At 70.5% G+C, this 26,826-nt stretch carries 25 protein-coding genes and 5 pseudogenes; 13 read left to right on the top strand and 17 right to left on the bottom strand.

Going from position 1 to position 26,826, the window contains the following annotated elements:
• Nucleotides 1-95: 95 nt before the first annotated feature.
• The 4 genes from ACZ4WH_RS23595 to ACZ4WH_RS23580 all read left to right on the top strand — a co-directional run bounded on the left by ACZ4WH_RS23595 (nt 96) and on the right by ACZ4WH_RS23580 (nt 6,452).
• A complete protein-coding gene (locus tag ACZ4WH_RS23595; protein WP_468183440.1) occupies nt 96-2,360 on the top strand; it encodes a serine/threonine-protein kinase in 2,265 nt (754 codons plus the stop codon).
• 62 nt (nt 2,361-2,422) lie between these two features.
• A complete protein-coding gene (locus ACZ4WH_RS23590) occupies nt 2,423-4,051 on the top strand; it encodes a VWA domain-containing protein (protein WP_468183437.1) in 1,629 nt (542 codons plus the stop codon).
• Nucleotides 4,048-5,136: a hypothetical protein gene (locus tag ACZ4WH_RS23585; protein WP_468183434.1), complete on the top strand. Its 1,089-nt coding sequence runs from the start codon at nt 4,048-4,050 to the stop codon at nt 5,134-5,136. The genes ACZ4WH_RS23590 and ACZ4WH_RS23585 overlap by 4 nt, the downstream gene beginning before the upstream one ends.
• Nucleotides 5,133-6,452, top strand: a complete 1,320-nt coding sequence (locus tag ACZ4WH_RS23580; RefSeq protein WP_468183431.1) for an ABC transporter substrate-binding protein — start codon at nt 5,133-5,135, stop codon at nt 6,450-6,452. Before ACZ4WH_RS23585 ends, ACZ4WH_RS23580 begins: the two co-directional genes overlap by 4 nt.
• 21 nt (nt 6,453-6,473) lie before the next feature.
• On the opposite strand, the pseudogene ACZ4WH_RS23575 reads toward ACZ4WH_RS23580, so the two are convergent.
• Nucleotides 6,474-7,342: pseudogene (locus ACZ4WH_RS23575) on the bottom strand (patatin-like phospholipase family protein).
• 157 nt (nt 7,343-7,499) lie between these two features.
• Between ACZ4WH_RS23575 and ACZ4WH_RS23570 the strand changes: the two are divergent.
• Complete coding sequence (locus ACZ4WH_RS23570) at nt 7,500-8,576, top strand: winged helix DNA-binding domain-containing protein (RefSeq protein WP_468183428.1); 1,077 nt, start codon at nt 7,500-7,502, stop codon at nt 8,574-8,576.
• 197 nt (nt 8,577-8,773) lie between these two features.
• On the opposite strand, the gene ACZ4WH_RS23565 is transcribed toward ACZ4WH_RS23570, so the two are convergent.
• The 4 genes from ACZ4WH_RS23565 to ACZ4WH_RS23550 all read right to left on the bottom strand — a co-directional run bounded on the left by ACZ4WH_RS23565 (nt 8,774) and on the right by ACZ4WH_RS23550 (nt 11,983).
• The gene (locus ACZ4WH_RS23565) at nt 8,774-9,547 is read right to left on the bottom strand and encodes a hypothetical protein (protein WP_468183425.1); all 774 of its coding nucleotides are present in this window, start codon (nt 9,545-9,547) and stop codon (nt 8,774-8,776) included.
• 39 nt (nt 9,548-9,586) lie between these two features.
• On the bottom strand, nt 9,587-10,246 hold the full coding sequence (locus ACZ4WH_RS23560) for an NADPH-dependent F420 reductase (protein ID WP_468183557.1): 660 nt from the start codon (nt 10,244-10,246) through the stop codon (nt 9,587-9,589).
• A 78-nt stretch (nt 10,247-10,324) separates the two neighbouring features.
• A complete protein-coding gene (locus ACZ4WH_RS23555) occupies nt 10,325-11,260 on the bottom strand; it encodes an SDR family oxidoreductase (RefSeq protein WP_468183422.1) in 936 nt (311 codons plus the stop codon).
• Nucleotides 11,261-11,350: 90 nt separating this feature from the next.
• Nucleotides 11,351-11,983 (bottom strand): NADPH-dependent F420 reductase, encoded by a 633-nt coding sequence (locus ACZ4WH_RS23550; RefSeq protein WP_468183419.1) that lies wholly within the window; start codon nt 11,981-11,983, stop codon nt 11,351-11,353.
• Nucleotides 11,984-12,165: 182 nt separating this feature from the next.
• Here ACZ4WH_RS23550 and ACZ4WH_RS23545 point away from each other — a divergent pair, with 182 nt between their 5' ends.
• Nucleotides 12,166-13,077, top strand: a complete 912-nt coding sequence (locus tag ACZ4WH_RS23545; RefSeq protein WP_468183416.1) for a LysR family transcriptional regulator — start codon at nt 12,166-12,168, stop codon at nt 13,075-13,077.
• A 289-nt stretch (nt 13,078-13,366) separates the two neighbouring features.
• Nucleotides 13,367-13,603, top strand: a pseudogene (locus tag ACZ4WH_RS23540) (restriction endonuclease); the annotation flags it as partial.
• On the opposite strand, the gene ACZ4WH_RS23535 reads toward ACZ4WH_RS23540, so the two are convergent.
• On the bottom strand, nt 13,577-13,699 hold the full coding sequence (locus ACZ4WH_RS23535; protein ID WP_468183413.1) for a hypothetical protein: 123 nt from the start codon (nt 13,697-13,699) through the stop codon (nt 13,577-13,579). The pseudogene ACZ4WH_RS23540 and the gene ACZ4WH_RS23535 overlap by 27 nt on opposite strands.
• A 96-nt stretch (nt 13,700-13,795) precedes the next feature.
• On the opposite strand from ACZ4WH_RS23535, the pseudogene ACZ4WH_RS23530 reads away from it, so the two are divergent.
• Nucleotides 13,796-14,162, top strand: a pseudogene (locus ACZ4WH_RS23530) (SDR family NAD(P)-dependent oxidoreductase); the annotation flags it as partial.
• 189 nt (nt 14,163-14,351) lie between these two features.
• Here the strand turns inward: ACZ4WH_RS23530 and ACZ4WH_RS23525 are convergent.
• A pseudogene (locus tag ACZ4WH_RS23525) lies at nt 14,352-16,776 on the bottom strand (glycoside hydrolase family 95 protein).
• Nucleotides 16,777-16,988: 212 nt separating this feature from the next.
• Nucleotides 16,989-17,396: an MmyB family transcriptional regulator gene (locus tag ACZ4WH_RS23520; protein ID WP_468183410.1), complete on the bottom strand. Its 408-nt coding sequence runs from the start codon at nt 17,394-17,396 to the stop codon at nt 16,989-16,991.
• Between the two features lie 28 nt (nt 17,397-17,424).
• On the opposite strand from ACZ4WH_RS23520, the gene ACZ4WH_RS23515 reads away from it, so the two are divergent.
• Nucleotides 17,425-17,682, top strand: coding sequence for a hypothetical protein (locus ACZ4WH_RS23515; RefSeq protein WP_468183569.1), 258 nt, complete (start codon nt 17,425-17,427; stop codon nt 17,680-17,682).
• A gap of 16 nt (nt 17,683-17,698) precedes the next feature.
• Here the strand turns inward: ACZ4WH_RS23515 and ACZ4WH_RS23510 are convergent.
• The 3 genes and pseudogenes from ACZ4WH_RS23510 to ACZ4WH_RS23500 all read right to left on the bottom strand — a co-directional run.
• Nucleotides 17,699-17,968: pseudogene (locus ACZ4WH_RS23510) on the bottom strand (hypothetical protein); the annotation flags it as partial.
• Nucleotides 17,969-18,149: 181 nt separating this feature from the next.
• On the bottom strand, nt 18,150-18,665 hold the full coding sequence (locus tag ACZ4WH_RS23505; protein ID WP_468183407.1) for a hypothetical protein: 516 nt from the start codon (nt 18,663-18,665) through the stop codon (nt 18,150-18,152).
• Between the two features lie 146 nt (nt 18,666-18,811).
• Nucleotides 18,812-19,620, bottom strand: a protein-coding gene (locus ACZ4WH_RS23500; protein ID WP_468183404.1) for an IS5 family transposase whose coding sequence is annotated in 2 segments (ribosomal slippage) — nt 18,812-19,263 and nt 19,263-19,620 — 810 coding nt in all. Because the reading frame shifts where the segments join, the coding sequence is not laid out codon by codon here.
• Nucleotides 19,621-19,722: 102 nt separating this feature from the next.
• On the opposite strand from ACZ4WH_RS23500, the gene ACZ4WH_RS23495 reads away from it, so the two are divergent.
• The gene (locus ACZ4WH_RS23495; RefSeq protein WP_468183402.1) at nt 19,723-20,964 is read left to right on the top strand and encodes an IS701 family transposase; all 1,242 of its coding nucleotides are present in this window, start codon (nt 19,723-19,725) and stop codon (nt 20,962-20,964) included.
• 91 nt (nt 20,965-21,055) lie between these two features.
• Here the strand turns inward: ACZ4WH_RS23495 and ACZ4WH_RS23490 are convergent, their stop codons facing one another.
• The gene (locus ACZ4WH_RS23490; protein WP_468183399.1) at nt 21,056-21,199 is read right to left on the bottom strand and encodes a hypothetical protein; all 144 of its coding nucleotides are present in this window, start codon (nt 21,197-21,199) and stop codon (nt 21,056-21,058) included.
• A gap of 523 nt (nt 21,200-21,722) precedes the next feature.
• Here ACZ4WH_RS23490 and ACZ4WH_RS23485 point away from each other — a divergent pair.
• Nucleotides 21,723-22,094, top strand: coding sequence for a hypothetical protein (locus ACZ4WH_RS23485; RefSeq protein WP_468183396.1), 372 nt, complete (start codon nt 21,723-21,725; stop codon nt 22,092-22,094).
• Between the two features lie 61 nt (nt 22,095-22,155).
• Here ACZ4WH_RS23485 and ACZ4WH_RS23480 read toward each other — a convergent pair whose 3' ends face one another.
• Nucleotides 22,156-22,776, bottom strand: coding sequence for a hypothetical protein (locus ACZ4WH_RS23480; RefSeq protein ID WP_468183393.1), 621 nt, complete (start codon nt 22,774-22,776; stop codon nt 22,156-22,158).
• On the opposite strand from ACZ4WH_RS23480, the gene ACZ4WH_RS23475 reads away from it, so the two are divergent.
• Complete coding sequence (locus ACZ4WH_RS23475; protein WP_468183554.1) at nt 22,673-22,954, top strand: transposase; 282 nt, start codon at nt 22,673-22,675, stop codon at nt 22,952-22,954. The two genes, ACZ4WH_RS23480 and ACZ4WH_RS23475, sit on opposite strands and share 104 nt — an antisense overlap.
• A gap of 70 nt (nt 22,955-23,024) precedes the next feature.
• Here ACZ4WH_RS23475 and ACZ4WH_RS23470 read toward each other — a convergent pair whose 3' ends face one another.
• On the bottom strand, nt 23,025-23,906 hold the full coding sequence (locus ACZ4WH_RS23470; RefSeq protein ID WP_468183390.1) for an SDR family oxidoreductase: 882 nt from the start codon (nt 23,904-23,906) through the stop codon (nt 23,025-23,027).
• A gap of 88 nt (nt 23,907-23,994) precedes the next feature.
• Between ACZ4WH_RS23470 and ACZ4WH_RS23465 the strand changes: the two genes are divergently transcribed.
• Nucleotides 23,995-24,573 (top strand): TetR/AcrR family transcriptional regulator, encoded by a 579-nt coding sequence (locus ACZ4WH_RS23465; protein WP_468183387.1) that lies wholly within the window; start codon nt 23,995-23,997, stop codon nt 24,571-24,573.
• Nucleotides 24,574-24,717: 144 nt separating this feature from the next.
• On the opposite strand, the gene ACZ4WH_RS23460 is transcribed toward ACZ4WH_RS23465, so the two are convergent.
• From ACZ4WH_RS23460 to ACZ4WH_RS23450, 3 genes are all read right to left on the bottom strand, one after another.
• Complete coding sequence (locus tag ACZ4WH_RS23460) at nt 24,718-24,942, bottom strand: hypothetical protein (RefSeq protein WP_468183384.1); 225 nt, start codon at nt 24,940-24,942, stop codon at nt 24,718-24,720.
• A complete protein-coding gene (locus ACZ4WH_RS23455) occupies nt 24,939-25,067 on the bottom strand; it encodes a hypothetical protein (RefSeq protein ID WP_468183381.1) in 129 nt (42 codons plus the stop codon). Before ACZ4WH_RS23455 ends, ACZ4WH_RS23460 begins: the two co-directional genes overlap by 4 nt.
• A 794-nt stretch (nt 25,068-25,861) precedes the next feature.
• Nucleotides 25,862-26,638 carry a hypothetical protein gene (locus ACZ4WH_RS23450; protein ID WP_468183379.1) on the bottom strand — a complete coding sequence of 259 codons (777 nt, stop codon included), beginning with the start codon at nt 26,636-26,638 and terminating at the stop codon, nt 25,862-25,864.
• Between the last annotated feature and the right edge of the window lie 188 nt (nt 26,639-26,826).

Genomic DNA, 26,826 nt, shown 5'->3' with positions numbered 1-26,826 from the left:
GCGACCTCATGTGTGGGGCCTGGTGGGCGGCTTGCGATCTCGTGCGTGGGGCCCGGTGGGCGTCTCGTGGCCCGGATCGGAGAGGAGCGCGTCTCGTGACCTCGTGTATCCGGCCCGGCTGTGCGGGCCGCATCATGGGCACCGGCTACTGCGACACCTGCGGGCACCGGCACGCCGAGCCGGGCGCCGCACCGCCGGCCCGGCCCCCGGCCGGCACCGCCGAGGAGGCCCCCGGCCCGGCGGCCGTGCACGCCGTCGCCGGCATCGGCGAACTCGACCAGCACGGACTGGTCGTCCTGCCCGAAGTCCCCGTCCCCGACGACGTCCTCGTCGAGGACCCCCGCCCGCCCACCGGAGGCCGCCGCTGCGGCGCGAACGGCTGCACCATGACCATCGGCATCGGCTACGGCGGCCAGCCCGCCCGCGCCACCGGCCGCTGCCCCCGCTGCGGCACGCCCTACTCCTTCCTGCCGCAGCTCGCCAGGGGCGACATCGTCGCCGACCACTACAAGGTGCTCGGCTGCCTCGCCCACGGCGGCCTCGGCTGGGTGTACCTCGCCGAGGACACCCGCGCCGACGGCCACCGGGTCGTCCTCAAGGGCCAGATCAACGTCCACGACGCCCTGGCCCGCCGCACCGCCGTCGAGGAGCGCCGCTCCCTGACCAACCTGCACCACCCCGACATCGTCCGCATCATCACCTACGCCGAACACCAGGCCCCCGGCCGCTCACCCACCGGCTACCTGGTCATGGACTACATCGGCGGGCGCTCCCTGCAACAGCTCTTCGACGCCGACGACGTCGAGCGGATCTTCCACGGCCGTCCCCGGCTCGACCACGTGCTCACCTACGGCTGCAAGATCCTCGGCGCCCTCCAGTACATGCACGAACGCGGCCTGCTCTACTGCGACATGAAGCCCGCCAACGTCATCCACTTCGGCCGGGCGATCAAGGTCATCGATCTCGGCGCCGTCCGCGCCATCGGCGACCGCGCCTCCGCCTACGTCCACACGCCCGGCTTCGCCCCGCCCCAGGAGGAGATCGACCGGCGCGGCTGGCACGTCGACAGCGACCTCTACACGGTCGGCATGACCCTCCAGGCCCTGGCCCGCGGCACCGAACCCGCCCGTGGCCTCGCCCCCGACTCCTTCCGCCGCCTCATCGCCCGCGCCACCCACGCCGAACCCCGCGCCCGGTTCCGCTCCGCCGCCGAGATGTCCCGCCAACTGTGGGAAGTGCTCCGCGAGTTCCGATCGCTCCAGTTCGGCGAGCAGCTGCCGGAGAGCTCCACCCGGTTCCGCGCGACCGGTGCCAGACTCGACGCCGGGCTCGGCGCCATCCCCGCTCTCGACCACTGGACCTTGCGCCCCGGCGAGCGGCCCGCCGGCCTGGACGTCTCCCCGCCCGCCGCCGCCGAGGTGGCCGGCGCCCTGCCCGAGCCGCTCCCCGACCCCGACGACGGCGCCGCCCTGCTCCTGGACACCTTCCCGCCCGACGCCCCCGACCGGGTCGCCCGGCAGTGGCCCCGCGAATCCCGCCTGGGCACCCCCGAGACCGCGCTGTGGCTGTGCCGCGCCTATCTCAGAAAGGGCGAGCAGCAGGCGGCGCGGAGCTGGCTCGCCGAGGCCGAGACCCAGCTCGGCGAGCGTGCCGCCGCCCATGACTGGCGCATCGCCTGGCACCACGGCGTGCTGCACCTCAGCAAGGGCGAGGTGGAGCTGGCCGGCGCCCGCTTCGACGCCGTCTACCGGGCCCTGCCCGGCGAGTACGTGCCCAAGCTCGCCCTCGGCTACTGCGCCGAACACACCGGCTCCCCGCCCCCGGGCGGCGGGCGCCCGGCGCGGGCCATGCGGTACTACGAAGCCGTCTGGAAACGGGACTCCGCGCACACCGCCGCCGCGTTCGGCCTGGCCCGCGGCCATCTGGCCGGCGGCGACCGGGACGCCGCAGTCCACGTCCTCGACGAGGTGCCCGCCACCTCCCGGCACTACGACGCCGCCCGCATCGCGGCCGTCCGCGTCCGCGCCGGCATCCTGCACGGCAGCCCGCCCACCCCGGCCGGCCTGCGGGACGCGGCCCGGCGGCTGCCGGAACTGCGCCTGGACGGCGGCGCGGCGGCCGGGGAGTCCCGGGCCCGGCTGGTCGCGGAGGTCCGCGAGAACGCCCTGCACAGCCGGCCGGCCCAGGGCTGGGGACCGGACTTCCCCGCCGGGGACCTCCTCGGGCCCGGGGACGAGGACGGCCTGCGCACCCGGCTGGAGCACTCCTTCCGGCAACTGGCCGCCCAGGCCCGCACCGCCGGGGAGCACGGCCGGCTCCTCGACCTGGCCCACGCGGTCCGGCCGATGACCACGTTCTGACCCACCCGCGCACTCCGAGGAACAGCAACCGTTCCGAACACGACCCCTGGGAAGAGGCAGCGATGACCGTGGCCGAGGAGACCGAGGTGACGCTCGCGGTCGGCCAGCAGAAGGAACTGCCGGTCGCGCCGGAGCCGGCCGGGCGCCACCCCGACCCGGAGATGCACGCCATCCTGGAGATCGGGGTCAGCAGCCAGGGCCGCCCGGGACACCCCGGCGCGCCCGTCCCCGGCACCGGCCCCGCGCTCGCCGAGGTGCTGATCGTCGACACCTCCCGCTCGATGCTCCACCCCGCCGCCAAACTGCACGCGGCCAAGGACGCCACCGTCGCGGCGGTGCGGATGCTGCCCGACGGCACCGCGTTCGCCGTGCTCTCCGGACGGTTCGACGCCACCCTCGTCCACCCCGGGTCCGGCAGCGCGGTGCTCGCCGTCGCCGGCCCCGGCGAACGCGAGGCCGCCGAACGCGCCGTACGCATCCTGGACGCGGACGGCGGCACCGCCATCGGCACCTGGCTCGACCTCGCCCGGTGGCTGCTCAAGGACCATCCCGCCCCCGTCAAACACGTCCTGCTGCTCACCGACGGGCGCAACGAGCACGACGACCGGGCCGCCATGTCCCTGGACACCGCGCTGGACGCCTGCGAGGGCCGGTTGGTCTGCGACGCCTGGGGCATCGGCGACGACTGGGACGCCGAACTGCTGCTGCGCATCACCCGACGGCTGCACGGCCGCGCCCGGGCCGTCCGCGCCGAGTCCGAACTGACGGCGGCGTACGAGGAGCTGGTGGCCGGGCTGCTCGGCACGGCGGTACCCGAGCTGCGCATCCGGCTCACCCCCACGCCCGGCACGGTGATCCGCCAGGTCAAACAGGTGGTGCCGAGCGAACAGGAACTGCCACCCCTCCCGGTCGGCTCCCGAGGGCGTGGCGCGGAGTACGTCACCCGCGCCTGGGGCGACGAGGTACGTCACTTCCAGGTCGTCCTGACCGCCGACCCGACCGGCCGCGAGACCGGCGAGGACCTCCAGCTCGCCGCCGTGGAGATCGTCGTGCCCGACTTCGGCCGGCCGGTACGGCTGCCCGCGCCGCAGCCCGTCCTGGTGCGCTGGACCGACAACCCGCTCGACGCCTCCCGGCAGCATCCCGGGGTCCGCCGGCACGAGCTGTACCAGCGGGCGAGCGCCGCCGTCGCCGGTGCCTACCGGGCCTGGCTGCGCGGCACGGAGGGCCGCGACACGGCGGACCGCGAACTCGCCCGCGCGCTGTCGCTGGCCGCCGAACTGGGCGACGCCCAACTGCTCGGCGCGCTCCGGCTGATCGAGGCCGCGCCGGGCCCCGGCCGGATACGGGCCGGCCTGAAGGACGTCGACTGGCAGCACCTGATCCTCTCCAGCGCCCTGACGACGCCACCGGAGCAGTCGGCGGCCACACCGTCACCGCCCCGGTCATCGGCGGCGGCGGGTTCGGGCGCGGGGCGTGCCGCCGGGGCGGCGGTGACCCCACATGGATCTGGGACCCCACCGGAAGCTTCCTCACCCGGTTCCGCCAACCCGCCCGGTTCCGCCCATCCCCCCATCCCCGTCCGCCCCGACGGACTCATCGAGTGTCCGGGCTGCAAGTGGCTCGGCCCGGCCGACTCCGTCTACTGCGGCGGCAAGTGCGGCCGGCTGCTGAGGGGGGCGCCCGCATGACCACCGGCAGAGGGACGCCACCCGGCACCGCGACCGATGTGCAGCCGGCAGCCGTGCCCGCCCCGCGAGCCTCGCGCGCCCGCCCGGCCGACCGTCACGCCCCGGGAAGGGCGCCCCGCCGCCTCGCCCGCCTGCGCGCCCGGCTCCCCGGTGCCGGGCCGCGCCCGGCGGACGGCGGCAGCACGACCGCCCATGACCTGACCGTCCGCCACCGCCTGCTGCTGGCTCTGTCGGCCCTGCTCGCGCTGTCGCTGTTCGTGTCGTACCAGGGTGTGCACAGCGACGCGAACCCGCTGCGCACCTCCAGCGCGCCGGCCGTCCTGTCCCTGGACACCGCGCGGTACGCGCTCGACCAGGCCGAGCGGGACGCCGGCGCGCCCGCCCCGACCAGCGACTTCCAGAAGCAGATCTCGGTCGCCGCGCAGAGCCTGTCGGCCGCCGCCGCGGACGACGACGTCGGCGGGCCGGCGGGCCGGCAGGCACTCCAGACGATCACCGGGCTGATCACCGTCTACGCGGTGAAGGTCCAGAAGTCGCAACTCCAGCCCGACGGCAGCGTGTTGCGCGAGGCCTACCGCCGCTATGCCACCAGCATCCTGACGGAGAAGGGCTCCGGGATACAGGACCGCCTGAAGGCGCTGCAACGGCAGCAGCGGGCGGCCGTGCACCGGCAGACCTCCTTCGGCCCGCTGCTGTGGCTCGCCTGGAGCGTCACCCTGCTGCTGGCCCTCGCTCTGGGTGCCGCGCTGGTGGAGACCCAGCTCTTCCTCCGCCGCCGCTTCCGGCGCCGGTACAACCGGCAACTCCTCGCCGCACTCGTCCTGTTGGTCGGCGGTGTCGTCACCGCCGTGCTGTTCACCGTATGGACCCAGCAGGGGATGGCGGACACCTGGCGCCTGCTCGACCGCCCGCTGCCCGGGCGGCTCATCCCCGACGCGGGGCGGGACACCGCCTCGCACCTGGCGCACACCGGCTTCCGCGCGTCGGCGGCTGTGTGGATCCTGATAGGAGGCGTCCTGCTGATGGCACTGGTCGAGACGGGCCTGCGGCGGCACATCGACGACTACCGGTTCAGGCCCCGGTGAGCGCGCACCCCGGCGGCCCCGCGCCGGCCGCCCCCGGCACCCGGTTCCGCCCCTCCCGCCGCCTGGTCCGCATCGTCACGGTGGTGGCGAGCTGCCTGGCCGTGCTCGCGGCGGCCGTCGTGGTGGGCGTACGCGCCCTCGGGCAGGAGCCGACCGTCACCCTGCTGGCCAACTGGACCGGCGAGGACGAGAAGAACTTCCGGAAGGCGGTCATCGAACCGTTCGAGCGGAAGTACCACATCCGCGTCGACTACCAGGGCAGCAATGCCGAGAGCCAGGTGCTCGGCGCCGATGTCGAGGCCGGGACGCCGCCCGACGTGGTGGTGCTCACCGGCCCCGGCGAACTCGCCGAGTACGCCCGGCAGAAGCACCTCCTGCCGCTCGAAGGCCTGGTGGACCGAGGGGACTTCGGCGCCTCGTGGGCCATGCCGCTGGCGGACGGGCACGTGTACTGGTTCCCGCTCAAGGCCGACCTGAAGAGCATCGTCTGGTACCCGGCCGACGTCGGAGAGCGGCAGCGCGAGCAGGCGGTGCACCAGCCGGCCGCGTGGTGCGTCGGCATGGGCTCCGGCGCCACCAGCGGCTGGCCCGGCACCGACTGGATCGAGGACATCCTGCTGCAACGGTACGGTCCGGACGTCTATGAGCGGTGGGCGCGCGGCGAACTGCCCTGGGGCTCGAAGCAGGTGAAGGCGGCGTGGACCACCTGGCGCGACCTGGTCGGTGCGGGAGGCGACCGGGACCTCGTCCGGCGGGCCCTGGAGACCCCGTACCAGGTGGCGTCGCAACCGGTCACCGCGAGCCCGCGGGGCTGCACGCTGGAGCACCAGGCGTCGTTCATCCGGGGCCGGCCCGCCTGGAAGGACGTCGACGGGCGCTACGAACCCTCCGCCCAGCTGATCTTCGGCGCGCCCACGACCCGCGCGTGGGAGGTCTCCGGCGACCTGGTCGCCCTTCTGCACGCCACCCCGGCGGCCAAGAAGCTGATCCGGTATCTGGCCTCCGCCGACGCCCAGCGCGCCTGGAGCGCCAAGGAGTCCGGCTTCTCCGTCCACACCGGGGTCCCGCCCACCTCCGGCGACGCCGACCCGGACTGGCGCCGCTCCCTGGCGCTCACCCTCCGCGACCAGCGGGCGGTGCACTGCTTCGACGCCTCCGACGCGATGCCGCCCGCGGTACGGGACGCGTTCGCCGAGGCGACGATCGAATTCCTCGCCCACCCCCGCCACTTGGACGACCTGCTGCACTCCCTGGACACCCTCGGCACCACCCCGGGCCTGACGTGGCTCCCCTCGGTGTGCGACCGCACGCCGTGAACGGTCGGCGTACGAGCCCGCTCAGCCCCGCGCCCAGGGCAGCGTGAGCGTCCGCCCCTGTGCCCGGCCCGCCTCGGCGGCCGGGCGGCGGGTGGCCGGGTCGAGGGCGTTGTCGCCGATCGCCGCGGCCGACGCCTCGTCGGGAGCGACGACGACGACCTCGGCGCCCGCCTCGCGCAGCTCCGCCACGGACCGCTCCAGCGGCTGCTCGCTGGGGAACGGCTCGGTGGCGCCCAGCGGCACCAGCACCAGCACCCGGTCGGCACCGGCGGCGAGGTCGACGTTGGCTACGGAGCGCACCCCGCCGTCCATGTACCGGCGCCCGTCGATCGTCACCGGCGGCCACACACCCGGCACGGCACAGCTCGCCGCGACGGCGTCCACCAGCGGCACGCCCGAGGCCCGGTCGAATACCCGTGGCTCACCGCTGTCCGCGTCCACCGCGACGATCTTCAGCGCCCGCTCCGGCCACCCGTGGGACGGCAGCCGGGACTCGATGACCGCGCGCCGCTCCGTCTCGGAGACCGTCCGGGCATCCAGTGCCACCCGCCCGACCACGCGCCGCAACTCCGTCATGGACGCGGCCGATTCCATGGCCGAGCCGATCTCCGCCGCGAACTTCTCCAGGTCCATCTCGGCCATGATCTCGGCGGCCTGCAAGGCGGGATCCACCTGGCGGGCGTACAACTCCTCCAGGCTCAGCCCGCTGCCCACCTGCGCCGCCACGGTGGACCCGGCGGAGGTCCCCACGAGCAGACCGGCCCCGGTCACTCCCGCCCGGCCTCGGCGAGCCCCGCCAGCACCCCGGTGATCCAGGCGATCCCGCCCACGCCCCCGCCACCCAGCACCAACGCGTCGCCCGTGTCCGCCCCTTCCGCCAAGCCCTTGATCCCTACGTACGACACCACAGCCGACGGCGACGGGACAACCGCATGCCGGTGACCGTCGCGGACAGGCGTTGTCCGCGAGTGGCGTTAGCGTGCGGCCATGACCAGGAGCAGCGGGAAGCGGAGCGGTGTCCGGGGTGGTCCGGGAAGTGAGCCGGTCATGGATGTCCGTGCGCTGAACCGCGCCACCCTCGCCCGGCAGCTCCTGCTGAGCCGGTCCGCGCGGTCGGTGAGCGACGCGGTGAGCCATCTCCTCGGCCTTCAGGCGCAGAACACCAGGCCTCCGTACTACGCCCTCGCCGCCCGTCTCGACGGCTTCGCGCCGCAGCGGCTGTCCGCGCTGATGGCCGGGCGGGAGGTCGCCAGGATCGTCACGCTGCGGTCCACGATCCACACCCACACCGCCGACGACTGCCTCGCCCTGCGGCCCTTCGTCCAGCCGGCCCGCGACCGCGAGCTGGGGAACTTCCGCACGGGGCTGGCCGGCGTCGACCTGGACCGGCTCGCGGCCGTCGCCCGGGAACTGGTGGAGGCCGAGCCGCGGACCATGGCCCAGTTGCGCGCGGCCCTCGGCGCCGAGTGGCCGGACGCCGACCCGCGGGCCCTCGCCGTCGCCGCCCGCTGCACGCTCCCGCTCGTCCAGGTCACCCCGCGCGGGCTGTGGGAGGAGACCGGCCAGGTCGCCCTCACCACCGCCGAGCACTGGCTGGGCCGCCCCGGCGAACCCGCGCCCGCGCCGGATTCCGTGGTCCTGCGCTATCTCGCCGCCTTCGGCCCCGCCTCCGTACGGGACATGCAGACCTGGGCCGGGCTCACCCGCCTCAGGCCCGCCTTCGAACGCCTGCGCCCCCGGCTGCTGACCTTCCGTGACCCGGACGGCGTCGAACTGTTCGACCTCCCCGACGCCCCGCGCCCCGACCCGGCCACCCCCGCACCGCCCCGCTTCCTGCCCGAGTTCGACAACCTCCTGCTCTCCCACGCCGACCGCACCCGTGTCGTACCGCCCGCGCACCGCGGCCGTCACTGGCAGGGCAACCAGGCCTACCGGACCCTGCTCGTCGACGGTTTCCTGGCCGGGCTGTGGAAGCTCGACGGCGACACCCTCGTCATCGAGACCTTCGTCGCGCTGACCAGGGCGCGGCGGGAGGAGGTGACCGCGGAGGGGGAGCGGATGCTCGCGGTCATGCACCCGGGCACCGCGTACGACATCCGGTTCGGGGACGTCGTACGGCGGTGAGGGCGCCGGCCGATGCGACCGGAGCGGTGGAGAGGGGGGGGGGGGGGGGGGGGGGGGGGGGGGGGGGGGGGCCCCCCCCCCCCCCCCCCCCACCGCCTGAAGGGCACCACGTGATCAATAACGGCACCGTTCCCTCAGCTCGTTGTCAGGGCAGCGGTGCCGTTGTCTGTGGGCGGGCGCCCCCTCGGTTCAGTTGTTCACCGTTGTGCGGGTTCCTGAATGTGCTGAGGTACGGCAGTCCTGGCTGGGGCGTTCTGGTCGGGGTCGGGAGGAAGGTCTTGGTCTGCGGAGCGTGCGGGGTGGGTGTCGGAGACGTCCGGCTTGTTCGCGGCTGCTTCGATCAGCTCGGTGATCCGGTCGGCGAAGTCCGGTCCCGGCAGGGGGATGTCGGAGTCGGGTTCGCGCAGCCATCCCGCGGTGACCGCTGTGGAGGCGTAGGCCATGAGTTCGGTGACCGCGGCGCTGCGGGGACGGACGGTGTGTTTGGCGAGGTGGCGCAGGACGCGAAGAAGGGTGGTGGTGGAAGTGCTGGTGACGGGGTGCGTGGCGGGGTGCCACCTGGTTGTCGGCCGGCGCTCATGATGCCCGCTGCGGGCGTTCGGCTCGGGCGGTGGCGTGAGGTCGTCGGTCTGTTCGTGCCACCACTGGGCGGTTCCCTGCTCCCCCTGGGTGAGGTGGTGCAGGTAGAGGCAGTGGGCCGCGGCGGGCTGGCCCGCGCCGGCGGCGAACTGCCACCACATGCGTGCACCGTCGTCTGTGTCGGTGAGCTGCAGGATGCACGCGAGCGCCAGGGCAGCGCGGGGCTGGGGTACTTGCTCGGTCAGGAAGTCGGCGAGCGTGGTGGGCGGGGTGTGGGTGAGGACCGTCTCGCACAGGGCCGTGAGGTCCTCGGCGGCCTCATCGGAGTCGGCGTCCGTCGCGTACGCGTAGGGGAAAACATGCCCCCACCCGTATCCACCGGGCGGGGGCATGGCAGGCCGGACCGCATCACGGTACGCGTTGATTGACGGCTACCGCGTCGCGGTGGCCAGTGCCGCGCGGATGGCGTCCTCGCCGGCCGGCTGGCCCTTCTCGTTCGAGTACGGCCCGTACGGTGTTCCCCACACCGGTGTGCCCGTCGCCTGCCGCCAGCTGTCGGCCAGCGTTCCCGCGTCTACCACGCTGTAGCCGATGGAGTCGATGAATGCGGTCACCGCCGCCTTCGCCGGTGCGGAGTCACCGGCGATCGGCAGGTAGGAGCGGTCGGCCGCCCCTACCGGGCGTGCGAGTGACAGCAGGTGCTTGAAGAAGATGTTGTTGAACGCCTTGACGAGCAGGGCGTCCGGGACGTACCGCAGAAGCAGCTCGCTCGAGGTGAGGGACTTGTTGTCGAGCTCGGGGATGTGCCCGTCACGCTCGGGGCCGTAGTTGCAGGTGTCGATGACCGTCTTCCCGGCCAGTGGCGCGGCGGGCACGTGGGGGAAGGCGCTGACCGGCACCGTGACCACGACAATGTCACCGGCCGCTGCGGCCTCTTCGCTCGTCGCCGTGGACGCCCGCGGCCCCAGTTCCGCGGCCGTGTCCACGAGCGTTTCGGGACCGCGCGAGTTGCTGAGCACCACCTGGTGTCCGGCCTCGACAGCGAGTCGCGCGAGGGTCCTGCCGATGCTTCCGCTTCCGATGAATCCCACAGTCGTCATAATCTCAACGTCCTTCGAAAGAGCCGAAATCGCCGGTTGCCGGGCTCGTTACGATCCGGGTTCCTGCCGTCAGCCGGCTGGGAAGTAATGGCCGTTGTCCATATCGGCGAGCAGGCCGGGCCGGGCGGGTTCCCAGCCGAGGGTGCGGCGGGTGATGAGGTTGGACGCCGGGTAGCTCTGCGTGACGATATTCGTGAGGAACCCGAAGTACCCCGGCGTCATCAGGGCATCTTGGGGAACGCTCACGGCGGGCAGGCCCAGGCGGCTGGCGATGGCCTCGGCGATCTCGCGGAACGGGATGCCCCCGTCCTCGACCGCGTGCCAGTATTTGCCGGCCGGCCCCTTCTCCAGCGCCAGGCGGAACAAGGTGGCGGCATCGCGGATGTGCACGGCGTTCCACAGGTTCGCGCCGTCGCCGGGGTAGCCGACGAACCCCTTTTCCTTCGCGAGCGCGATCAGCGTGGGGAGGAAGCCGGCACGATCGGTCGTGCTGTGCGCGATGTTGGCGATCCGCACGACCGAAGACCGCACCCCCTGCTCGGCGAGGTCGACAACGGCTCTTTCCACGACGTTGCGGATCCGCAGGGTGCCCTTGTGCTCCTCGCCGGCGGGGAGGGCCGGGTCCTCCTCGGTGGCCGGCCGCTCCAGGTTCCCGGGCGAGCCGATGCTTCCCGCCGCGACCAGCGGCTTTCCGGTTCCCTCGAGTGCCTCGCCGTACGCGAGCATGATCGGGAGCTCCGCGGCGGCCACGGCGTCCAGCCCGCCGGAGGGAAGCAGATCCTGCCTGTGGGCGACGTGGATGACGCCGTCGGAGTCCGCGGCTGCCTCCTTGAGCCCGTCGAGATCCTGGAGGTCGCCGCGACGCACCTTCGCGCCGAGCGCGGACAGGGCCGCCGCGGCCGCGTCCGACCGGGCCAGGCCGGTGACCTCGTGCCCGGCGGCGATGAGCCCGGGGATGATGTACGAACCGGAATGGCCGGTCCCCCCAGCGACGAATACGCGCATCTAACTGTCCTTGTGAGGGTAGGTGCAGGGTCTTTTCGTGCCGTAAGTGAACTGGCGTAATACGGCACGAGAGGTGGTGGTAGGGGGCGCTCAGCCGAGAAGGGTGATGCCGAGGGAGAAATTGGTGTGCTTGACGGAGTGGTTCATGAGGCCCAGCTCCAGCAGGCCGACGTTCTCCAGTGCTCGCGCCATGAACAGTTCCCCGGTGTCCCAGGGGCGCAGCCCCAGGCTCTCGACGAACGCCGACACGCGTGCCTTCGCCTGCGCGTCGTCGCCGGCGATGAACACGTCCAGAGGGCGGTCCTCGGTCGGGCCGGCCGCCAGAACGTGGGAGAACACGGTGTTGAACGCCTTGACGACATGCGCGTCGTCGGGAGCCGCCTTGGCGATCTCCTGTGCGCCGGAACTGCCGTCGGGGACGACGAAGCCCTGAAGGTCGGAGGCTACGGGGTTAGTGAGGTCGACGATGATCTTGCCACGCAGCGCGTCCCCGTACTCCCTCACCACCGCCGCCGCGCCGGCGTACGGCGCGGCGAGAATCACGATGTCCCCGGTCGGGGCGGCCCCGGACGTCCCGACCGTGGCGCCGCCGAGCGTGGCGGCCAATTCCTTGGCCTTGGCCTGGTCGCGGCCGATGATCTCGACGGCGTTACCGCCGGCGAGCGCCCGGCCGGCCAAAGCACGGGCCATGTTTCCCAGTCCGATAATGCTGATGCTGCTCATCGGTGTTCCTGCTTTCCGGGCTTTGGCCCTGCTATCAAATTTCAGTGTCGAATTCTTGGGTCGAATTTACTTCGACGCCCTCAAGCGCCTGTTTTTCATGCTGCCATCGGGTCTGAGTGGGTGTCCAAGACCTATTGAAGCCGTGGTGATACCCTGGAGGCATCACCGGGCCGGGAGGTTTTATGGATCTGGATATGCGCAAACTGCGTTACTTCGTCACCGTGGCCGACCGCCTGCATTTCGGCCGCGCCGCCGAGGAGCTTCACATCGCGCAGCCGGTGCTCAGCCGACAGATCCGCGCGCTCGAGCAGGATCTCGGCGCCACGCTGTTCACCAGGGATCGCCACGGCGTAGAGCTGACAGACGCGGGCCGGCAACTGCTGGCCGACGCCGGTCCGCTGCTCGCCTCAACCCACGCGGTCCGCCGCCGGGTGACCGCGGCCGCCAGCGGCAAGCGGCGGCTGATGGTCGGTTTCCGGGCCGGCATTGCAGTCACCCCGGCGGCCCGTGCGTTCGAGGACCGGCACCCGGACGTGGTCGTGGACGTGCAGCGGATCGAAGGGGACGACCAGGCTGCGATGCTGCTCGACGGCCGCATCGACGTCGGCTATGTGCGGCTGCCCATCGACGAGGCCGGCCTGCGCGTCACCCCGCTGTACACCGAGCCGCGGGTAGCGGTACTGCCCGCCGGACACCGGTTTGCCGACAAGGAGGAGGTCACCGAGGCCGACCTGGCCGGCGAACCGCTGGTCTGGCACGGTGACCCGAGCACGCAGCCCACCAAGCGCCCGCTCCCCAATGCCGGGTACCCGGTGCGCGGCGTGGACGAGACGCTCGAGCACGTCGCGGCAGGGCGGGGCATCTCCTTCCTGGCCCGTTCGGCGTCCGTGTTCTACTCGCATCCAGACGTCGTCTATGTGCCCATCCCGGATCTGGCGCCCGAACAGGTATGCCTCGCTGTGGCGGCATCGCACACCTCGCCGGTAGTAGATGACTTCGTCACTGCGGCTCAGTCGACGGCCGAGATCACGGCAGAATGTGGGAACTATGAGATGTGGCAGCTTGGAGGCGATGCCGTCACAAGGCACGCTTGAGCAGTTCGACTGACCTCGTTTCATGCGCTGAAGAGGGAAATGGCCTGACGGCGTGGCGGTCTGCCGTTCGTAGTGTCGGGAGTCGGTCCGTGGGATCCAGAACCCGACGGCGGATTTCAGCCGGACGTGTTGGCTGCCTGCCTGTTGGCCTTCCGCCGTGTTCGAGAAGGTCAGCTGGCGGCAGGGCAGCAAAGAGACGATGACCTCGCACTTCGCCGTAATCCAGGTGCGGGGTTGCTGGTCGAACAGCCGGAAGAAACCGATGAGCCAACCGGTTACTGGATGACCAATCTGCCCGCCACCACCCCGGTCGGTCGACGCGCTGTCGTGGCAGGAGTTCGAGACGTACGTCGCCGATCTGTGCCGGCGCGACGGCTGCACGAAAGTCGTCGTCAGCGGCAAGAGCGGCGACCCGGGCGCGGATGTCGTCGGCTACCTGGCCGACGGCCGCGAGCTGGTCGTCCAGTGCAAGAAGTACGCGCCGCACCGCAGTGTGTCCTCACAGGACATGCAGAAATTCGTCGGCACCGCCCGCCTCGAACACGGCGCCGACGTCGCCCTGTTCGTCACCACTGGCAGCACGTTCAAAGGACGCGCTGGGCCTGGCGCTGCGCCAGAACATCGTGGCCCTGCACCGCGAACTGCCGGGCTCCTGGGTCAAGGGCGCTCATCTGGAGACGTTGATCCGTTGAACGGAAGTGGCGGCGGCAGGCGGCGCTCCTCGGCGGCTCTGACCGCCCACTACCCCTCGCCTGCACCACCAGTAAATGGGTGCTGCGCGGCTTGTCGAAGACGGCGGCGCTGAAACTCGGGCCGTGCGGGATCCGGGTCAACGCCGTCCACCCCGGATACATCGAGACCGAGATGACCGCCGCCGCCTCCCTGGCCTTCCGCGCGGCCAACGGCCGCGAGACCCCGCTGGGCCGCACCGGCACCGTCTTCGAGGGCGCCTCGCTGGTCGTGTTCCTGCTGTCGGACGAGTCGTCGTTCATCACCGGCGCCGACGCCCCCTCCACGGCGGGCTCACCGCGCACGGCGGTGTGAAGTCCGTTTCCGACGCCCTGCGTGCGGGGGCGTCGTCGTGAAGCGGCTTGAGGGCAAGACGGTCCTGGTCTCCCCGACCGCCCGCGGCCGGTGCCGGACACCGGCGACGCCCGGCGGAGAACGTCCCGAGGCTGAGTCCCCACGACGGCCGGCGCGGCCCGGTCGGCCGTTCCTCGGCTCGGCCGGGTGGCGGACCCGTTCCCGCGCCGGTCGCCTGGGACAGGGGTCCGTCAGGGGATGCGGATCGTGACGGACTTGCCGGGCTTGAGGCTGATCCGCTTGCGGTAGGTGCCGGCCCGCAGTTCCGTGGTCGTGCCCCCGACGCTGCGGACGGTCACCGAGGTCGCTTTGCCGTCGCGCCAGGACAGATCGACCACGAAGCCGCCCCGGGCGCCCAGGCCGGTGACCGAGCCCTTGCCCGCCCAGGCGTCAGGCAGCGCGGGCAGCAACTCGATCACGCCGGGACGTGAGTACAGGAGCATCTCGAGGGCGGCGGTGGCACCGCCGAGGTTCGCGTCGATCTGGAAGATCGTGTAGCTGCCCTGGCTGTACATGTCGAACCAGTTGGCGGAGGTGCCGTTGCTGTTGGCGACCGACGGCCGCAGCACGTTCAGGTAGAGCTGGTACGCCTTGTCCGCGTCCTTCAGGCGCGACCAGCACAGCGATCGCCAGGCGCACCCCCACCCGAAGGTGTCCATGCCGCGGGCCGTGAGCAGCGCGCGCACGCCGTCGAGCAGGTCGGCCGGGCTCCTGTCGGCGGATATCCGGTCGCCGGGGTAGAAGCCGATCAGTGGGGACAGGTGCCGGTGGGCCGTCTCTCCGAGGTTGTCCGGGCTCATCCACTCCTCCAGCCAGCCGGTCTTCGGGCTGACCCGTGGAAGGTAGAGCTTCTCCTGCATCGCGGCCAGGTCCGCGGCCAGCGCCGTGTCCCGGTCCAGTACGCGGGAGGCGGTCTTGAACTCCTCGAACAGCTCCCAGGCGAGTTCCTGCGCGTACGTGATGCCCTTGCTGTCCGGACCGTGCTCCGGAGACCAGGCGGTGTCATCGATGAGCACCTCACGAGAAGTGCCGTCCGCGTCGGACACCTTGGTGGTGATCAGCCGGGCCTGCCAGAACTCGGCGGCGCCCTTCAGAACCGGGTAGATGAGCTCCAGGTAGTCCCGGTCCTGGCTGTACTCGTAGTGCCGCCACAGCGAGTTGCAGAGCCAGGCGTTCCCGGAGGGATGCCAGGCCCAGCCGCTGCCGCCGTATATGTTCGTGGAGAACGCCACCGCCCAGCCGGCGATCTTCCCGCTGCTGTTGCGGAACCGGTTGCGCTCGTCGTTGAAGAGACGCTTGGTGACGTCGGTCCAGATCGGCAGCTGCGATGCGCAGTATCTGGCCAGGGCGTACGAGTTCTCGCCCAGGCCCGCGGGGTCGGCCAGCCAGTAGTTCATCTGGATGTTGATGTCGGTGTGGTAGTCCGCGTACCAGTCCGGCGTGTTGTTGTGCACCCAGATGCCCTGCAGGTTCATCGGGAGCCAGTCGCGGGATCCGGTGATGGTCAGGTAGCGGCCGTACTGGACGTACGCGGCCTCCAGTTCCGGATCGGGAGTGGTCCGATCGGTGTACCGCACCGCGATGCGCGACCACGAGTCCAGGGACCGCTGCACCGGGGTGGACCGGCCCAGATCGATCGTGAACCGGTCGTACAACCGCCGATAGTCGGCCACGTGCGTGTTCAGCAGCGTGGTGCCGGACACCCGGGCGGCAGCAGTCACCTTGCCGAGGGCCACGGTGAGCGGGTCGCGCTTCGCGTCGCGGTAGTCGCTCGTGGCGTCGGGCGAGTAGTTCGTGCCGGCGCACAGCACGATCAGCAGTTCTCGGCAGTCGGCGAAGGACAGAGTGTCGTGGTCCAGGCTGATCCGTCCGGTACTGCTGACCGCGGTCACCGCGGCGGCGTAGCGCAGACCGTTGGCGAGCTTACCTGCGAGGGAGAGCCGTCCGTCGCCCCCTGACGTCGTCTCGTCATGAGTGCCCGTCAGCGAGATCGTTCCGGTGTGCGGTCCACCGGTCAGCCGGACCACGACGACGTCGTCCGGGTGGCTGGCGTAGACCTCACGGCGGTAGCGCACTCCGCGGAGCTTGTACGTCGCGGACACCACGCCATTGCTCAGGTCGAGTTGGCGACGGTACTCGCTCAATACGGCTCCGGAGTGGCCGGGCAGCGCGATCCGGAGCTTGGCCAGCAGTCCGAAGCTTCCGAAGTCGTCTTTCCCATAGGGAAGTTGGCCGTTGGCCGTCATCGGTCAGCCTGTCGTTGCGTCCTCCGCTCCAGAAAGAGCCGTCGGTGAGGTAGAGGAAGTCGTCGGCCGGGTCGCATCCGACCAGCGCGCCCAGCCGGCCGTTGCCGATCGGCAGGGCCTCCTGGATGATGTGCGCCTCATCGGCGGGGGTGCGGTACCAGATCGTGGTGGCCTTGTCCTCCGGGACGAGGTCCACATCGGCCGGGCGGGCCGGCGCGGCGTGCGCCGTGAACGTGGGAAAACCACCGGCGAGGGCGAGGCCGCCACCGGCGGCTCCGCTGATACGAAGGAAATCGCGACGAGACGAAGCGGGCACGGGAGTTCCCTTCCGCAGAGGCAGGAGCACGCGAGCCCGCAACGTAGGTGACATGTTTCAGTCATGTCAACCGGCGGAGCGGAATTTCATCGGACCTTTGACTGGCAGGGGCTTCAAAAGTTCGAAGTACGACGGTGGATTATTCCGAACATATTGGGCGAATCAGTTTCCTCTCCTCTACTTACATCGGGTGTATCGCCAGGGCTGCCGCAGTGCGGACTGCGTACAGGAACTTTTGCGACCCGCTTCAGAAAGGCGATGAACCGTCAGCGCCGGACGTTGATGATGATCTTGCCGAGCGGACGTTCGGCCGGGTCCATGAACCAGCGGTAGTAGCCGCTGCGGGCCAGACCGGTGTGGTGGGTCTGGTCGCCGAGCAGCGCCACGGCCAAGGGGTCCATCGCGAGAGTGTCGAACAGGTCGGTCTGCACCATGGCCGGGGAGTCGTCCAGGCGGTCCAGGACCCGCATCAGCGGCGGGCTGACATGTTCGGAGCGCTGGAAGCGGGCCGGGGCGTTGTGGCCGATGAGGACGAAGAGATGGTCGCGCTCGTCCAGGGACAGCCGCAGCGCCCGGGCGAGAGCCGTGGTGATCTGGACGGAAGGCTGCGGAGCCCGCTGCTGTTCCAGCCGGGGGGAACTCCTCGACGAGATCACCACCGAGCACCCGGGCATCGACGGGCTCGTCCTCGATGTTCCGCCGGTGATCAGGATCGTGTTGCCGGTCAGAGTACGGTACGAACGCCAGCGCGGAGGTGACGTTGATGACGACCGCGTCGTCCTTGCCCGCGAGCAGGGGCAGGAAGGCGTACGTCATCCGGATCGTGCCGAGCAGATTGGTCGCGACGTGATCCTCGGCGACCGTGACGGCGGCCGGGTCGAGGAGGTTCTCCCGCAGCATGATGCCCGCGTCCCCGACCTCTCCCCCGGCGACGTCGCACCCTTCGACAGCCCTGGCTAGACCGGCGCCTCGGGCGAGGACTGCCATCGGACCAGTCGAAACGGCCACAGTCGCCCGGCCGCGGGTCGTACAGTGCCCGGCCGCCCGACCCGAACTGCCCGAGGTCTGTCAGCAGACAGACGCCAGCGCCGATGTCATCCTGCGTCCAGCCCGTGATGTCCAGGAGCAGCCCGTCCAGCGGACCACCGACCAGTTCGACGTAGCTCCGGCCAGGAAGCGGTCCGGGAGGTCGGGGTCGGCTCCATAGATCCGGCCGCGCAGCAGCTGACTCGTCGTCGCTGTTCATGCCGTCCAGCGTTCCAGCCACCACCGACACCGCGGTTCTTCACGGGATGGGGTTGTGCTGGCCCGCGGCGGCAGCCGGTGGCGGGCTCATCCGGGTCAGGTACGGAAGCGGGAAAGCCACCCGCCGGCCTTCCGCGCGCCAGCCTGTGGTCATCATGTGCCGGCCAGGACCTGTCCGACCATCACCGGACGGCAGCGGCTCTCGGAACGACCTCGCAATGATCGATCATCTCCACGCGTCCCGAACTGGCAACGGCCACCCGGTAGGTCGTCTTGTCCTTCGCGGGTACCGACACCTGATCGCCAGTGTCGATCAGGGTGTAGCCGTACTTGTCCTTGAACTTGACTTTCAAGGTGAAGAGGCCGTCGCGTCCGTTCGGATTCCTGATCTCGACGGTCGCGTACGGGTCCTCCATGCTTGCGCAGTGCACGAGCACGGCGCTGCCGTCCTTCAGGGGGCGGGTGGTACCGCTGGAGGGGGATGCCGTAGGGGTGGGCTGCGAACTGCCGCCGCTGCCATGGGTGCTCGTCCCGGAGTCGTGCGAGTCACTGGGCGAGCCGCTGGACGAACCGCCGTGCGGGTCGCTGCCGTGCGAGCCACCGCCGCCCGACGTCGAACTGTCGTGGTCCTGACTGGAGCTGCTGCACCCAAGGCTCGACGAGAACCCGGTCAGGGCCAGCACGACCAACGCCGACACCGCTGTGAATCTGCGACTGCGCCCCCGTATGTGCATGCCCCCATCCTAGCCACGGGCGCCGCACCGGCCTGCATCGGTCGTCTTGCCGCACTGACGAGGTTCTGCGCGATCTGCGGGAGGTTCAGGCGCCGTCTTAAGACGTCGTTTCAGTTGGTGAGTCTGCGGTAGCCGATGAGTGCTGCGGCGATGCCGACGAAGGCCAGGAAGTGCTCTGCCTTTCGCTCGTAACGGCGGTGCAGCCTTCGGCATCCGGCCAGCCAGGACACCGTTCTCTCAACGACCCAACGGTGTCGGCCGAGTCGCGTGGACGACTCGATGCCCTTGCGAGCGATGCGGTGGCGGATGCGACGCTCGCGAAGCCATTTTCGCAGGTGGTCGTAGTCGTAGCCCTTGTCTGCGTGGAGCTTGGCCGGACGCCGGCGGCGCGGGCCGCGGCGGGAGCGGATGGGCGGGATTCCCCGCACGAGCGGTTTCAGACCGAGGCTGTCGTGCATGTTGGCGCCGGAGATGCCCAGCGACAGCGGCACGCCGTTTCGGTCGGTGATGAGGTGGATTTTCGATCCCGGCTTGCCGCGGTCGGTCGGATTCGGTCCGGTCAGTGGCCCCCTTTTGCCGCCCGGACGCTGACGGAGTCGATCGCGCACCGCGACCAGTCCAGCTCGCCCCGAGCGCCGAGTTCGTCGAGGATGACGCGGTGAAGCTGGGCCCAGACCCGGTCCCGGCTCCACTGGGCGAAGCGGCGGTAGACGGTGGGCCAGGCCGGCCCGAACACCAGTGGCAGCTGTCGCCAGGTGCAGCCCGAGGTGGCCACGAAGATGATCGCTGCCAGGCATTCGCGGTCACCGGCCCGACGCCGCCCGCCGCCCTGTGGGCGTATGACCTTTGTCGGGGGGACCACCCGCCGGAACAGCACCCACAGCTCGTCCGGCACCAACCGCTCCACCAGATCCGTCATGCACGGCTCAACGAGCGATCACGCCATCAGAAACGACCTCTAATACTCCAGCAGCGGTTCGTGTCCTGAGCTGGTGGTTGTCGTTGTCCTGGCATGGAGGGGATGACTGAAGTCGGTTGCTGGGCTGACGAGTTGGAGTCGGTGTTCGCCCGGGTGGCGGGCCGGTTCGGTCGGGCTGATCTGCGGTGGCGGATGCGGGACTACGTCCGCGGTCTGCTGGGCCAAGCGGCAAGGAAGAACGGCTGGCAGCTCGCGGAATGGGCAGGTCACCGCACCCCGGACGGCTTCCAGCGGCTGTTGAACAGCAGCGTCTGGGACGCGGACGCCCTGCGTGACGACGTCCGTGTATACGTCGCCGAGCAGCTCGGATCGGACGGAGTGCTGATCATCGACGACACCGGGTTCATCAAGAAGGGCACCACCTCGGCCGGGGTCGGCCGACAGTACACCGGCACCTCGGGAAAGATCGACAACTGCCAGATCGGGGTGTTCGCCGCCTATGCCACCAGCTCGGGCCGGGCCCTGGTGGACCGGGAGCTCTACCTGCCCAAGGTCTGGACGTCCGATCGTGACCGCTGCCGGGCGGCGAAGATCCCCGACGAACGCGGCTTCGCGACCAAGGGAGAGCTGGCCCGGAACATTGTCCGCCGCTGCCTGGCCGCCGGCCTGCCCGCCGCCTGGGTCACCGCGGACGAGGCCTACGGGCAGGACTGGCACTTCCGCCGCCTGCTCGAACAACTCGACATCGGCTACGTCGTCGCCGTGCCGAAATCCCAGCAGATCAAGTCCCTGGCCGGCATCTGGCGCATCGACCAGCTCATCGACGAAGCACCCGGTGATGCCTGGCAGCGGCTGTCCTGCGGTGACGGCGCCAAGGGCCCGCGGGTCTACGACTGGGCCGGAGCCAAGCTGCCCGCCAACATCATCTTCGACCCCGACCCGCCGACCCATCACCGCTGGGTGATGGCCCGCCGCAGCCTGTCCGACCCCGAAGAGGTGGCCTACTACCTGGCCTACGCCCCCGTCGGCCTCGAGATCGCCGAGCTGGCCCGGATCGCCGGCTCCCGCTGGGCGATCGAGGAGTGCTTCCAGGCAGCGAAGAACGAATGCGGCCTCGACCAGTACGAGGTCCGCCGCTACGTCGGCTGGTATCGGCACGTCACCCTGGCGATGCTCGCCCACGCGGTCCTGACCACACTCGCCGTCCAGGCCGGCGAGGCCGCAAAGGGGGCTGCAGAAACGGATCAGCCCTCGTCCCACTCACCGTGGCAGAAATCCGACGACTCCTGGACACTCTCCTGCCCCGCCCACGAGCCGACCGCAACCCTATTACCCACGCAGTGAAGTGGTCGGTTTGGAGAAGACACCGCCAGGCCGTCGCCCGCCGCTGCCACTACCGAAAACGCAGTTCAGAACACGATCCGCTGCTGGAGTACTAAGGGTTGTTGCGGTTGAGTTGATCCAGGGAGGCGTGGGCCGGGGCCGTGCCTTGGGTGAACCAGTCCGTGATGACGGCCAGTTCCTCCGCGGAGCAGTCGGCGAACAGATCCGTCAGGCGCTGGTAGTGGCCCGCGTACACCGCCTCGACCCGGCTGACCGCGTCCGGTACACGGCCACGCGGTGCCGCCCGCGAAGCAAGGTCAGGGTGATCGCCAGGAGGCCTGGCCGCGACGGCGCAGCTGGAGGCTGAGCTGGACGACGAGGTCCAAAAGTGCGGCTCGGACGACGGCGCCGTCGAGAGCCAGCCAGCGCCGACTCGCTCGTCTGGGTGCGCGCACGGTGCACACTGTGAACTGCATCGTCACCGCGCGGTGGGCGATTCAGCGCACCGCCGACATCGGATGCGCGCACCGAATGCAGGGATGTCCTGCACTTACCTCCGACGGCGGCGCAGGCGCGCGCCCCGGCGCTGTCTGCGCCAACTGGCGCGATCACACGCACCCTGCTGTATGAGGACTTCCCACAGTTCTCACTCCGCCGGGCTGGGCGGACCCGTGGCCCTCAAGTCCGTCGGCGGAACAGGTTGTTCGGGGCGGAGACCAGACCAACCGAAAGCGGATGCATCAGCGCCACGTCAGGGTCCGCAACTGTGGACCGTCGTCATGCGTGGCGGCAGGCAGTGCGACGAATTCGCATTCAACTCCGCCTACAACAGCGGCGGGATGCCCTCGCTCGCGGGTGGCCCGAACCCTGTCAGCAGCGGAGACGCCTGTGGGCAGACCTTTGCGAGCAAGCAGGGCAGCACCGTCCACCTGTTCAACATCGACGGCCATACGCCGACGTGGCAAGAGGTCTGTGGACGGTCCGCGATCTCCGGGAGTGACAACAGCGGTTCTATGGCCGGCTTCGCGGCCTTCAACGCGAACCAGCGCCTGCCGGACCGGGACCCGTACTGGCTGAACACGAACATGCGCGCGGCGTGCTCCAGCGACAGCACGACCGTGAAGTGCACCATGACCGCGAAGAACCGGTAGCACCACGTCGCTCACAGGGGGCGCGGCGCCGAGAGGGCGCGGTGTCCCCGCAACTACCGGCTCACACCGGCGAGGGCAGGTGTACCGCGGGCAGCAGCCCCTGTTCGGTCTCCCGGCGCGGCAGCGACAGTCCGAGATGCTCACCCACCGCCGTGAACAGCCGCCTCGCCAACTCCTCGTCCTCGTCCTCAGCGTCCTCACATCCGGGGAAGGTGGCCCGCACCGCCCCGGCCTGGCGCATGGCCGCATCCAGCGCGGCGAACGCGCCGAGGCGGTCCTCGAGCGGGAAAGCGGTCTCCAGCGCGCTGTCGCCGGGCCCGATGGACCTCCTTTCACCGGCTGCTTCGCCATAGCAGACCCACGGGGCCTCGTCCAGGAAGCGATCCAGGCAAACGAATTCTTCTCCCTGCTCCATCAGGGTGTCCTGGCCCAGCCGGTCAAGGAGAACAAGGTGCCAGGTAGACCGCTCCGCCTCCAGGACGTATGTCCACTCGCCGCTTCGGCCGAACATCGCCACACTGTCGCCCAACGCCACGCCTCGCCGTTCGAAGTCCTTGAACAGTGGAGGCCGTTCGGCCCTGTGCCGGTCGGCACCGAGGCGGACCACGAAGTCCACCGGATCCACGCCGCGCACCCTGCTGGAGTGGATCCGGCAGGCCGAGCAGGACGCGGCGAATCCCATGAAGGGCTTCGCCGGCTTCCTCCGCCAAGGCCTCGACGCTGTCACCGCCGGTCTCACCCTCCCGTGGAGTTCCGGCGTCGTTGAAGGTCACGCGAACCGGGTGAAAGCGCTCAAGAGGGCGATGTACGGCCGAGCTTCGTTCGAACTCCTCCGGACCCGCATCCTCACCCACCCATGAGATTCACGGATCAGGAGCGCGAACGGGGGATCGCTTCGGCAGGGGCCTGCCCGAACGTCCCGGTCGCCGGTCAGGGCTGGATGTTCTCCAGGTCCTCCAGAAGGCTGGGGTGCTTGGGCTCCCAGCCGAGCGCCTGCCGGGTGTAAGTGCTGGACGAGGGCTGGTCGCTCCCGAAGATCTGGCCGAGGGGGCCGAAGGTCTCCGCCGACACCGACTCGACCGGCAGGCCCAGCCGTCGGCCGATGACCGTGGCGATATCGCGAACCTTGTCCCCCTCGTCGGCCACGGCATGCCAGGAAGTGCCCGCTTCCGCCTGTTCCAGGGCGAGCCGGAAGAGGACTGCCGCGTCGAGCGCGTGCACGGCCGGCCAGCGCTGTGCGCCATCACCCGGGTAACCGGACACTCCGGTCCGGCGTGCGATGTCGGTCAAGAGGCCGGCGAATCCGCCGGAGCCGTGGTTGTGAACCGTGCGTGGCAGCCGTACGGCGCTGCTGCGGACCCCGCGCGAGGACAGGCCCAGGACCGACGCGACCGCACGACCGCGACCGCCGACCGGCCCCTCGGTCATCAGCGGGTCGGCCTCGGTGGAGGCGCGGCCGGGTACCAAGGGCGTACCCGAGCAGGTGACGAGGGGGCGGTCGCTGCCGACGAGTTCCTCGCCGAGGGCCGCGAGTGCGGCACCCTCCTCCGCGACCGACTTCGCGAGGGTGTCGGGGCTGCTGAAGTCGTGGTCGAACGCGAGATGGATCACCCCGTCGGCCCGGGCGGCGCCGGCACGAAGGGTGTCCAGGTCGGCGAGGGCTCCCCGGAGGGGTTCGGCACCGGCCGCCTCCACGGCCTGCGCGGATGCGCCGGAGCGAGCGAGTGCGAGGACGGTGTGGCCGTTGTCGAGCAGTTCGGCGACGACAGCGGAACCGATCAGACCGGTGCCGCCGGTGACGAAAACGCGCATGAAAAACTCCCCCAGGAGTGATGGGACTCTTGTCCCATCACTCTACTGCAGTGATGGGACAAAAGTTCCATCACTTAGGATGGTGACCATGGGTAGATGGGAACCAGGCGCACGCGAACGCCTCGTCGTGGCTGCCGTCGACCTGTTCACCGAGCAGGGCTACGACGCCACGACGGTCGCGCAGATCGCCGAACGCGCAGGAGTCACCAAGAGCACCTTCTTCCGGTACTTCCCCGATAAGCGCGAGCTGCTGGTGGCCGGACAGGAGACGCTGAGCCGACTGCTGACCGAGGGGATCGCCGACGCGCCCGCTGACGCCAGCCCGCTCGAGGCGGTCACCGCCGGTCTGGAGCGCGCATCGAGCGCGATGGGCCCCATGAGCCGCGAGCTCGCGCCTCGCCTGAAGGCGGCCGTCGCCGCCAGCGCCGAACTCCAAGAGCGTGACGCCCTCAAGAGCGTCAGCCTCGCGGCCGCGATGACGACCGCTCTGGTCGCCCGCGGCATACCCGATCCGACCGCGGCTCTGGCGGGCGAACTGGGCGTCCTCGCCTTCAAACGGGGATACGCCCAATGGTCCGAGGGCGACCGTGACGGCAAGGATGACCTCGCCGGGTACACCCTGGCGGCCCTGGACGAACTGCGTGCAGCGAGCGCCTCGCTGGGCTGACCGGCACCGATGCGGATGTACGGCTGTGGCGCCAGCCGGTCGGGCGGTGCTACCTACCACTGGTGAAGTGCCAGTAGTCGAGAGTTCCGGTGACGTGACCCGGCCGGGGGCTCGCCATGGGCGGCAGGTCTACCAGGGCGTCCATCATGGCGGTGTTCCGTGCTGCGCGGGCGGGCAGCCCGTGGTGTATCCGCGCCCGGCCGTGTTGCTGTGCCGGGGGCTGTGCTGGAGCTGACCGTTGATGAGGCGGGCGAGCGTCGGCGGGAGTACGAAGGGGTGGTGGTTGACCGTCAGGTAGGTCGACGAGGTGCATCGTGCCGTCGTCGCGCCCTCGCTGGTCTCGATCTCGTACAGGGCCTTGGTGGTCACGCGCTCACCCCCGCGACGGCGGCGTCCAGGAGCGCCACGGCGTCGGCCACGTACGGGTCGGCGAACAGCTGGTGGTCGCTGACGTCGAACGGCGCGGGCCGCGCGGAGACGCGGCACCCGGGCACGAGGGTGGTCTCCCGCCCCTCCAGCGCAGCGGTGAGCCGGTCGTACTCCTGCTGGGCGTGCCGGGTCTGGTGTACGGGCCGAGGCGCAGGAGGGCGAAGCCGTCGCGGCTGTCGTCGCTTTGCGGGCCTCGATGTAGAGGGCGTAGTGGGCGGGGTCCATGCCGATGTCGTCGGGCAGGGGCAGGTTCGCGGTGGCGTGGGTGAGCATCGCGTAGCCCGGCTGCCAGACGCCGAGGATCGCGGTCGTCTCACAGCGCAGCCAGCCACGGTCGGTGTAGCCGACTGGCGGCAGTGGAGGTAAGCCGCGGCGTGCGGGGTGTCGGGGTGTACCAGGGCCACGGCGATCATTTCGGGCCTGTGGTCGTCGTCGGGACGGGTGTGAGCGCGTTCCACGAAGGGCCCGATCCGCACGGCGACGTCCTGCGCGTGGCCGGGTTTCCAGGGCTCCGGGGAGCGCGGAGCGGCGATGGCGGCAACGTGTGCGCGGAAGGCGTCGACGGCGGCCTGGTCCTCCAGGGAGAGGGCGCCGGGCGCGTGGCCGCAGCGGAACACGCGACGGATCATCGGGTGGCCTCTTGCTCGGGGTTGGCCGTGCGGGTACTGCCGGACGTCTTGAGGACATGCGGCAGATGGACGTGCAGGTGCTCGACTTCGACCTCGCGGCTGCGGCTGCGAAGTTCGCGGGCCAGGAGCTCCGTGAGTCCGCTCGCGCTTTTCCGGTCTAGGAGTCCATCTCACTTGGCGAGTCTGCGGTAGCAGATGAGGGTGCAGGCGGCGATGTCGGTCGCACCCGCTCAGCCGGCCGAAGTGTTCTTTGTCGCCTCGCGCGCCTCGGTGAGGGCTCGCTGGCTGAGGTTGCCGCCGGACAACTGAATCGTGGTGGCGGCCAGGATGTCATCCCTGCCGATGGTCCGCCTGTCCCCCCTACGGGTGGACAGGGCCAGGGAATCCTTGAGGAACGGGGGTGGGGCCGGTTCGCCCGGCATCACCAGGGTGCCCGTACCGAAACGTTTGACCCCGCCCTCGCGGACGACCATGGCCGCGTCCCGGGCGAGGTCCGTCAGGAACACGCTCGCGATTCCGTCCAGGTCGCGGACCATCGCTGGGACGGCCGTCACCCCCTGGCTCCACAGCAGCTTCTTGACCCCGGCCTCGAACCTGTGGGCGCCGACCACGGCACTCGGTTTGCGCGACCTGCTGCGCTTAGGAGAAGGCACAATGACACCCTTGGCGTCGTACAGGACACCGGTCAGGCCTTTGAACGTCGGGCTGTGGTCGTACCACTTGTCCCCCACCTCGAGCTCGACGTTCCGGTCGATCGCCGAGAGAAGGTCCCCGGGAATCAGCTTCTTCCGGGCATCCTCCGCCGCCGCTCTCCTCGTGCCGTCGATGATCTCCGTCAGCACTGTCCGAGTCACCGACGCGGCGGCCCACGCGGCCGACCGAGAGACGTGCATCGGGGTCACGTCCCTGAACACCGCTTTGACGAGAGAAGGCTTGAACGGCGAGACATCCATGACCGAGGCGGTCTCGGGATCGCTGCGCTCAGGGCGTGCGGGCTGTGCGGTCATCGGAAGAAACGCTCCCTGCTGTCGGAGTTGCCAAAGGCCCACACTTCACCACGCAGACCGCTCTCTTCCCCCATCCTCCGTCGAAGCGGCACCCGGTCAAGGGCCTGACGGGCACATACCGACGGCCGGGCCGATGATCAGCCCCTCCCGCACGCCCTCGTATCGTGGTGCCTGCGTCCCCCGTCCGG

The organism is Streptomyces sp. NPDC029138 (assembly GCF_055564375.1).
The sequence above is the reverse complement of the archived record's forward strand: the minus strand, read 5'-3'. Positions and strand labels throughout refer to the sequence as shown.

What these genes read in the sequence shown, in the direction of transcription:
- ACZ4WH_RS23480 (WP_468183393.1), bottom strand. Translation starts at nt 22,776, where the DNA reads ATGGGATTCGCCGCGTCCTGCTCGGCCTGCCGGATCCACTCCAGCAGG.
- ACZ4WH_RS23495 (WP_468183402.1), top strand. Translation starts at nt 19,723, where the DNA reads ATGACTGAAGTCGGTTGCTGGGCTGACGAGTTGGAGTCGGTGTTCGCC.
- ACZ4WH_RS23585 (WP_468183434.1), top strand. Translation starts at nt 4,048, where the DNA reads ATGACCACCGGCAGAGGGACGCCACCCGGCACCGCGACCGATGTGCAG.
- ACZ4WH_RS23570 (WP_468183428.1), top strand. Translation starts at nt 7,500, where the DNA reads ATGGATGTCCGTGCGCTGAACCGCGCCACCCTCGCCCGGCAGCTCCTG.
- ACZ4WH_RS23590 (WP_468183437.1), top strand. Translation starts at nt 2,423, where the DNA reads ATGACCGTGGCCGAGGAGACCGAGGTGACGCTCGCGGTCGGCCAGCAG.
- ACZ4WH_RS23545 (WP_468183416.1), top strand. Translation starts at nt 12,166, where the DNA reads ATGGATCTGGATATGCGCAAACTGCGTTACTTCGTCACCGTGGCCGAC.
- ACZ4WH_RS23555 (WP_468183422.1), bottom strand. Translation starts at nt 11,260, where the DNA reads ATGCGCGTATTCGTCGCTGGGGGGACCGGCCATTCCGGTTCGTACATC.
- ACZ4WH_RS23520 (WP_468183410.1), bottom strand. Translation starts at nt 17,396, where the DNA reads ATGCCCGGGTGCTCGGTGGTGATCTCGTCGAGGAGTTCCCCCCGGCTG.
- ACZ4WH_RS23565 (WP_468183425.1), bottom strand. Translation starts at nt 9,547, where the DNA reads ATGCCCCCGCCCGGTGGATACGGGTGGGGGCATGTTTTCCCCTACGCG.
- ACZ4WH_RS23535 (WP_468183413.1), bottom strand. Translation starts at nt 13,699, where the DNA reads ATGTTCTGGCGCAGCGCCAGGCCCAGCGCGTCCTTTGAACGTGCTGCC.
- ACZ4WH_RS23450 (WP_468183379.1), bottom strand. Translation starts at nt 26,638, where the DNA reads ATGACCGCACAGCCCGCACGCCCTGAGCGCAGCGATCCCGAGACCGCC.
- ACZ4WH_RS23550 (WP_468183419.1), bottom strand. Translation starts at nt 11,983, where the DNA reads ATGAGCAGCATCAGCATTATCGGACTGGGAAACATGGCCCGTGCTTTG.
- ACZ4WH_RS23470 (WP_468183390.1), bottom strand. Translation starts at nt 23,906, where the DNA reads ATGCGCGTTTTCGTCACCGGCGGCACCGGTCTGATCGGTTCCGCTGTC.
- ACZ4WH_RS23465 (WP_468183387.1), top strand. Translation starts at nt 23,995, where the DNA reads ATGGGTAGATGGGAACCAGGCGCACGCGAACGCCTCGTCGTGGCTGCC.
- ACZ4WH_RS23485 (WP_468183396.1), top strand. Translation starts at nt 21,723, where the DNA reads ATGCGTGGCGGCAGGCAGTGCGACGAATTCGCATTCAACTCCGCCTAC.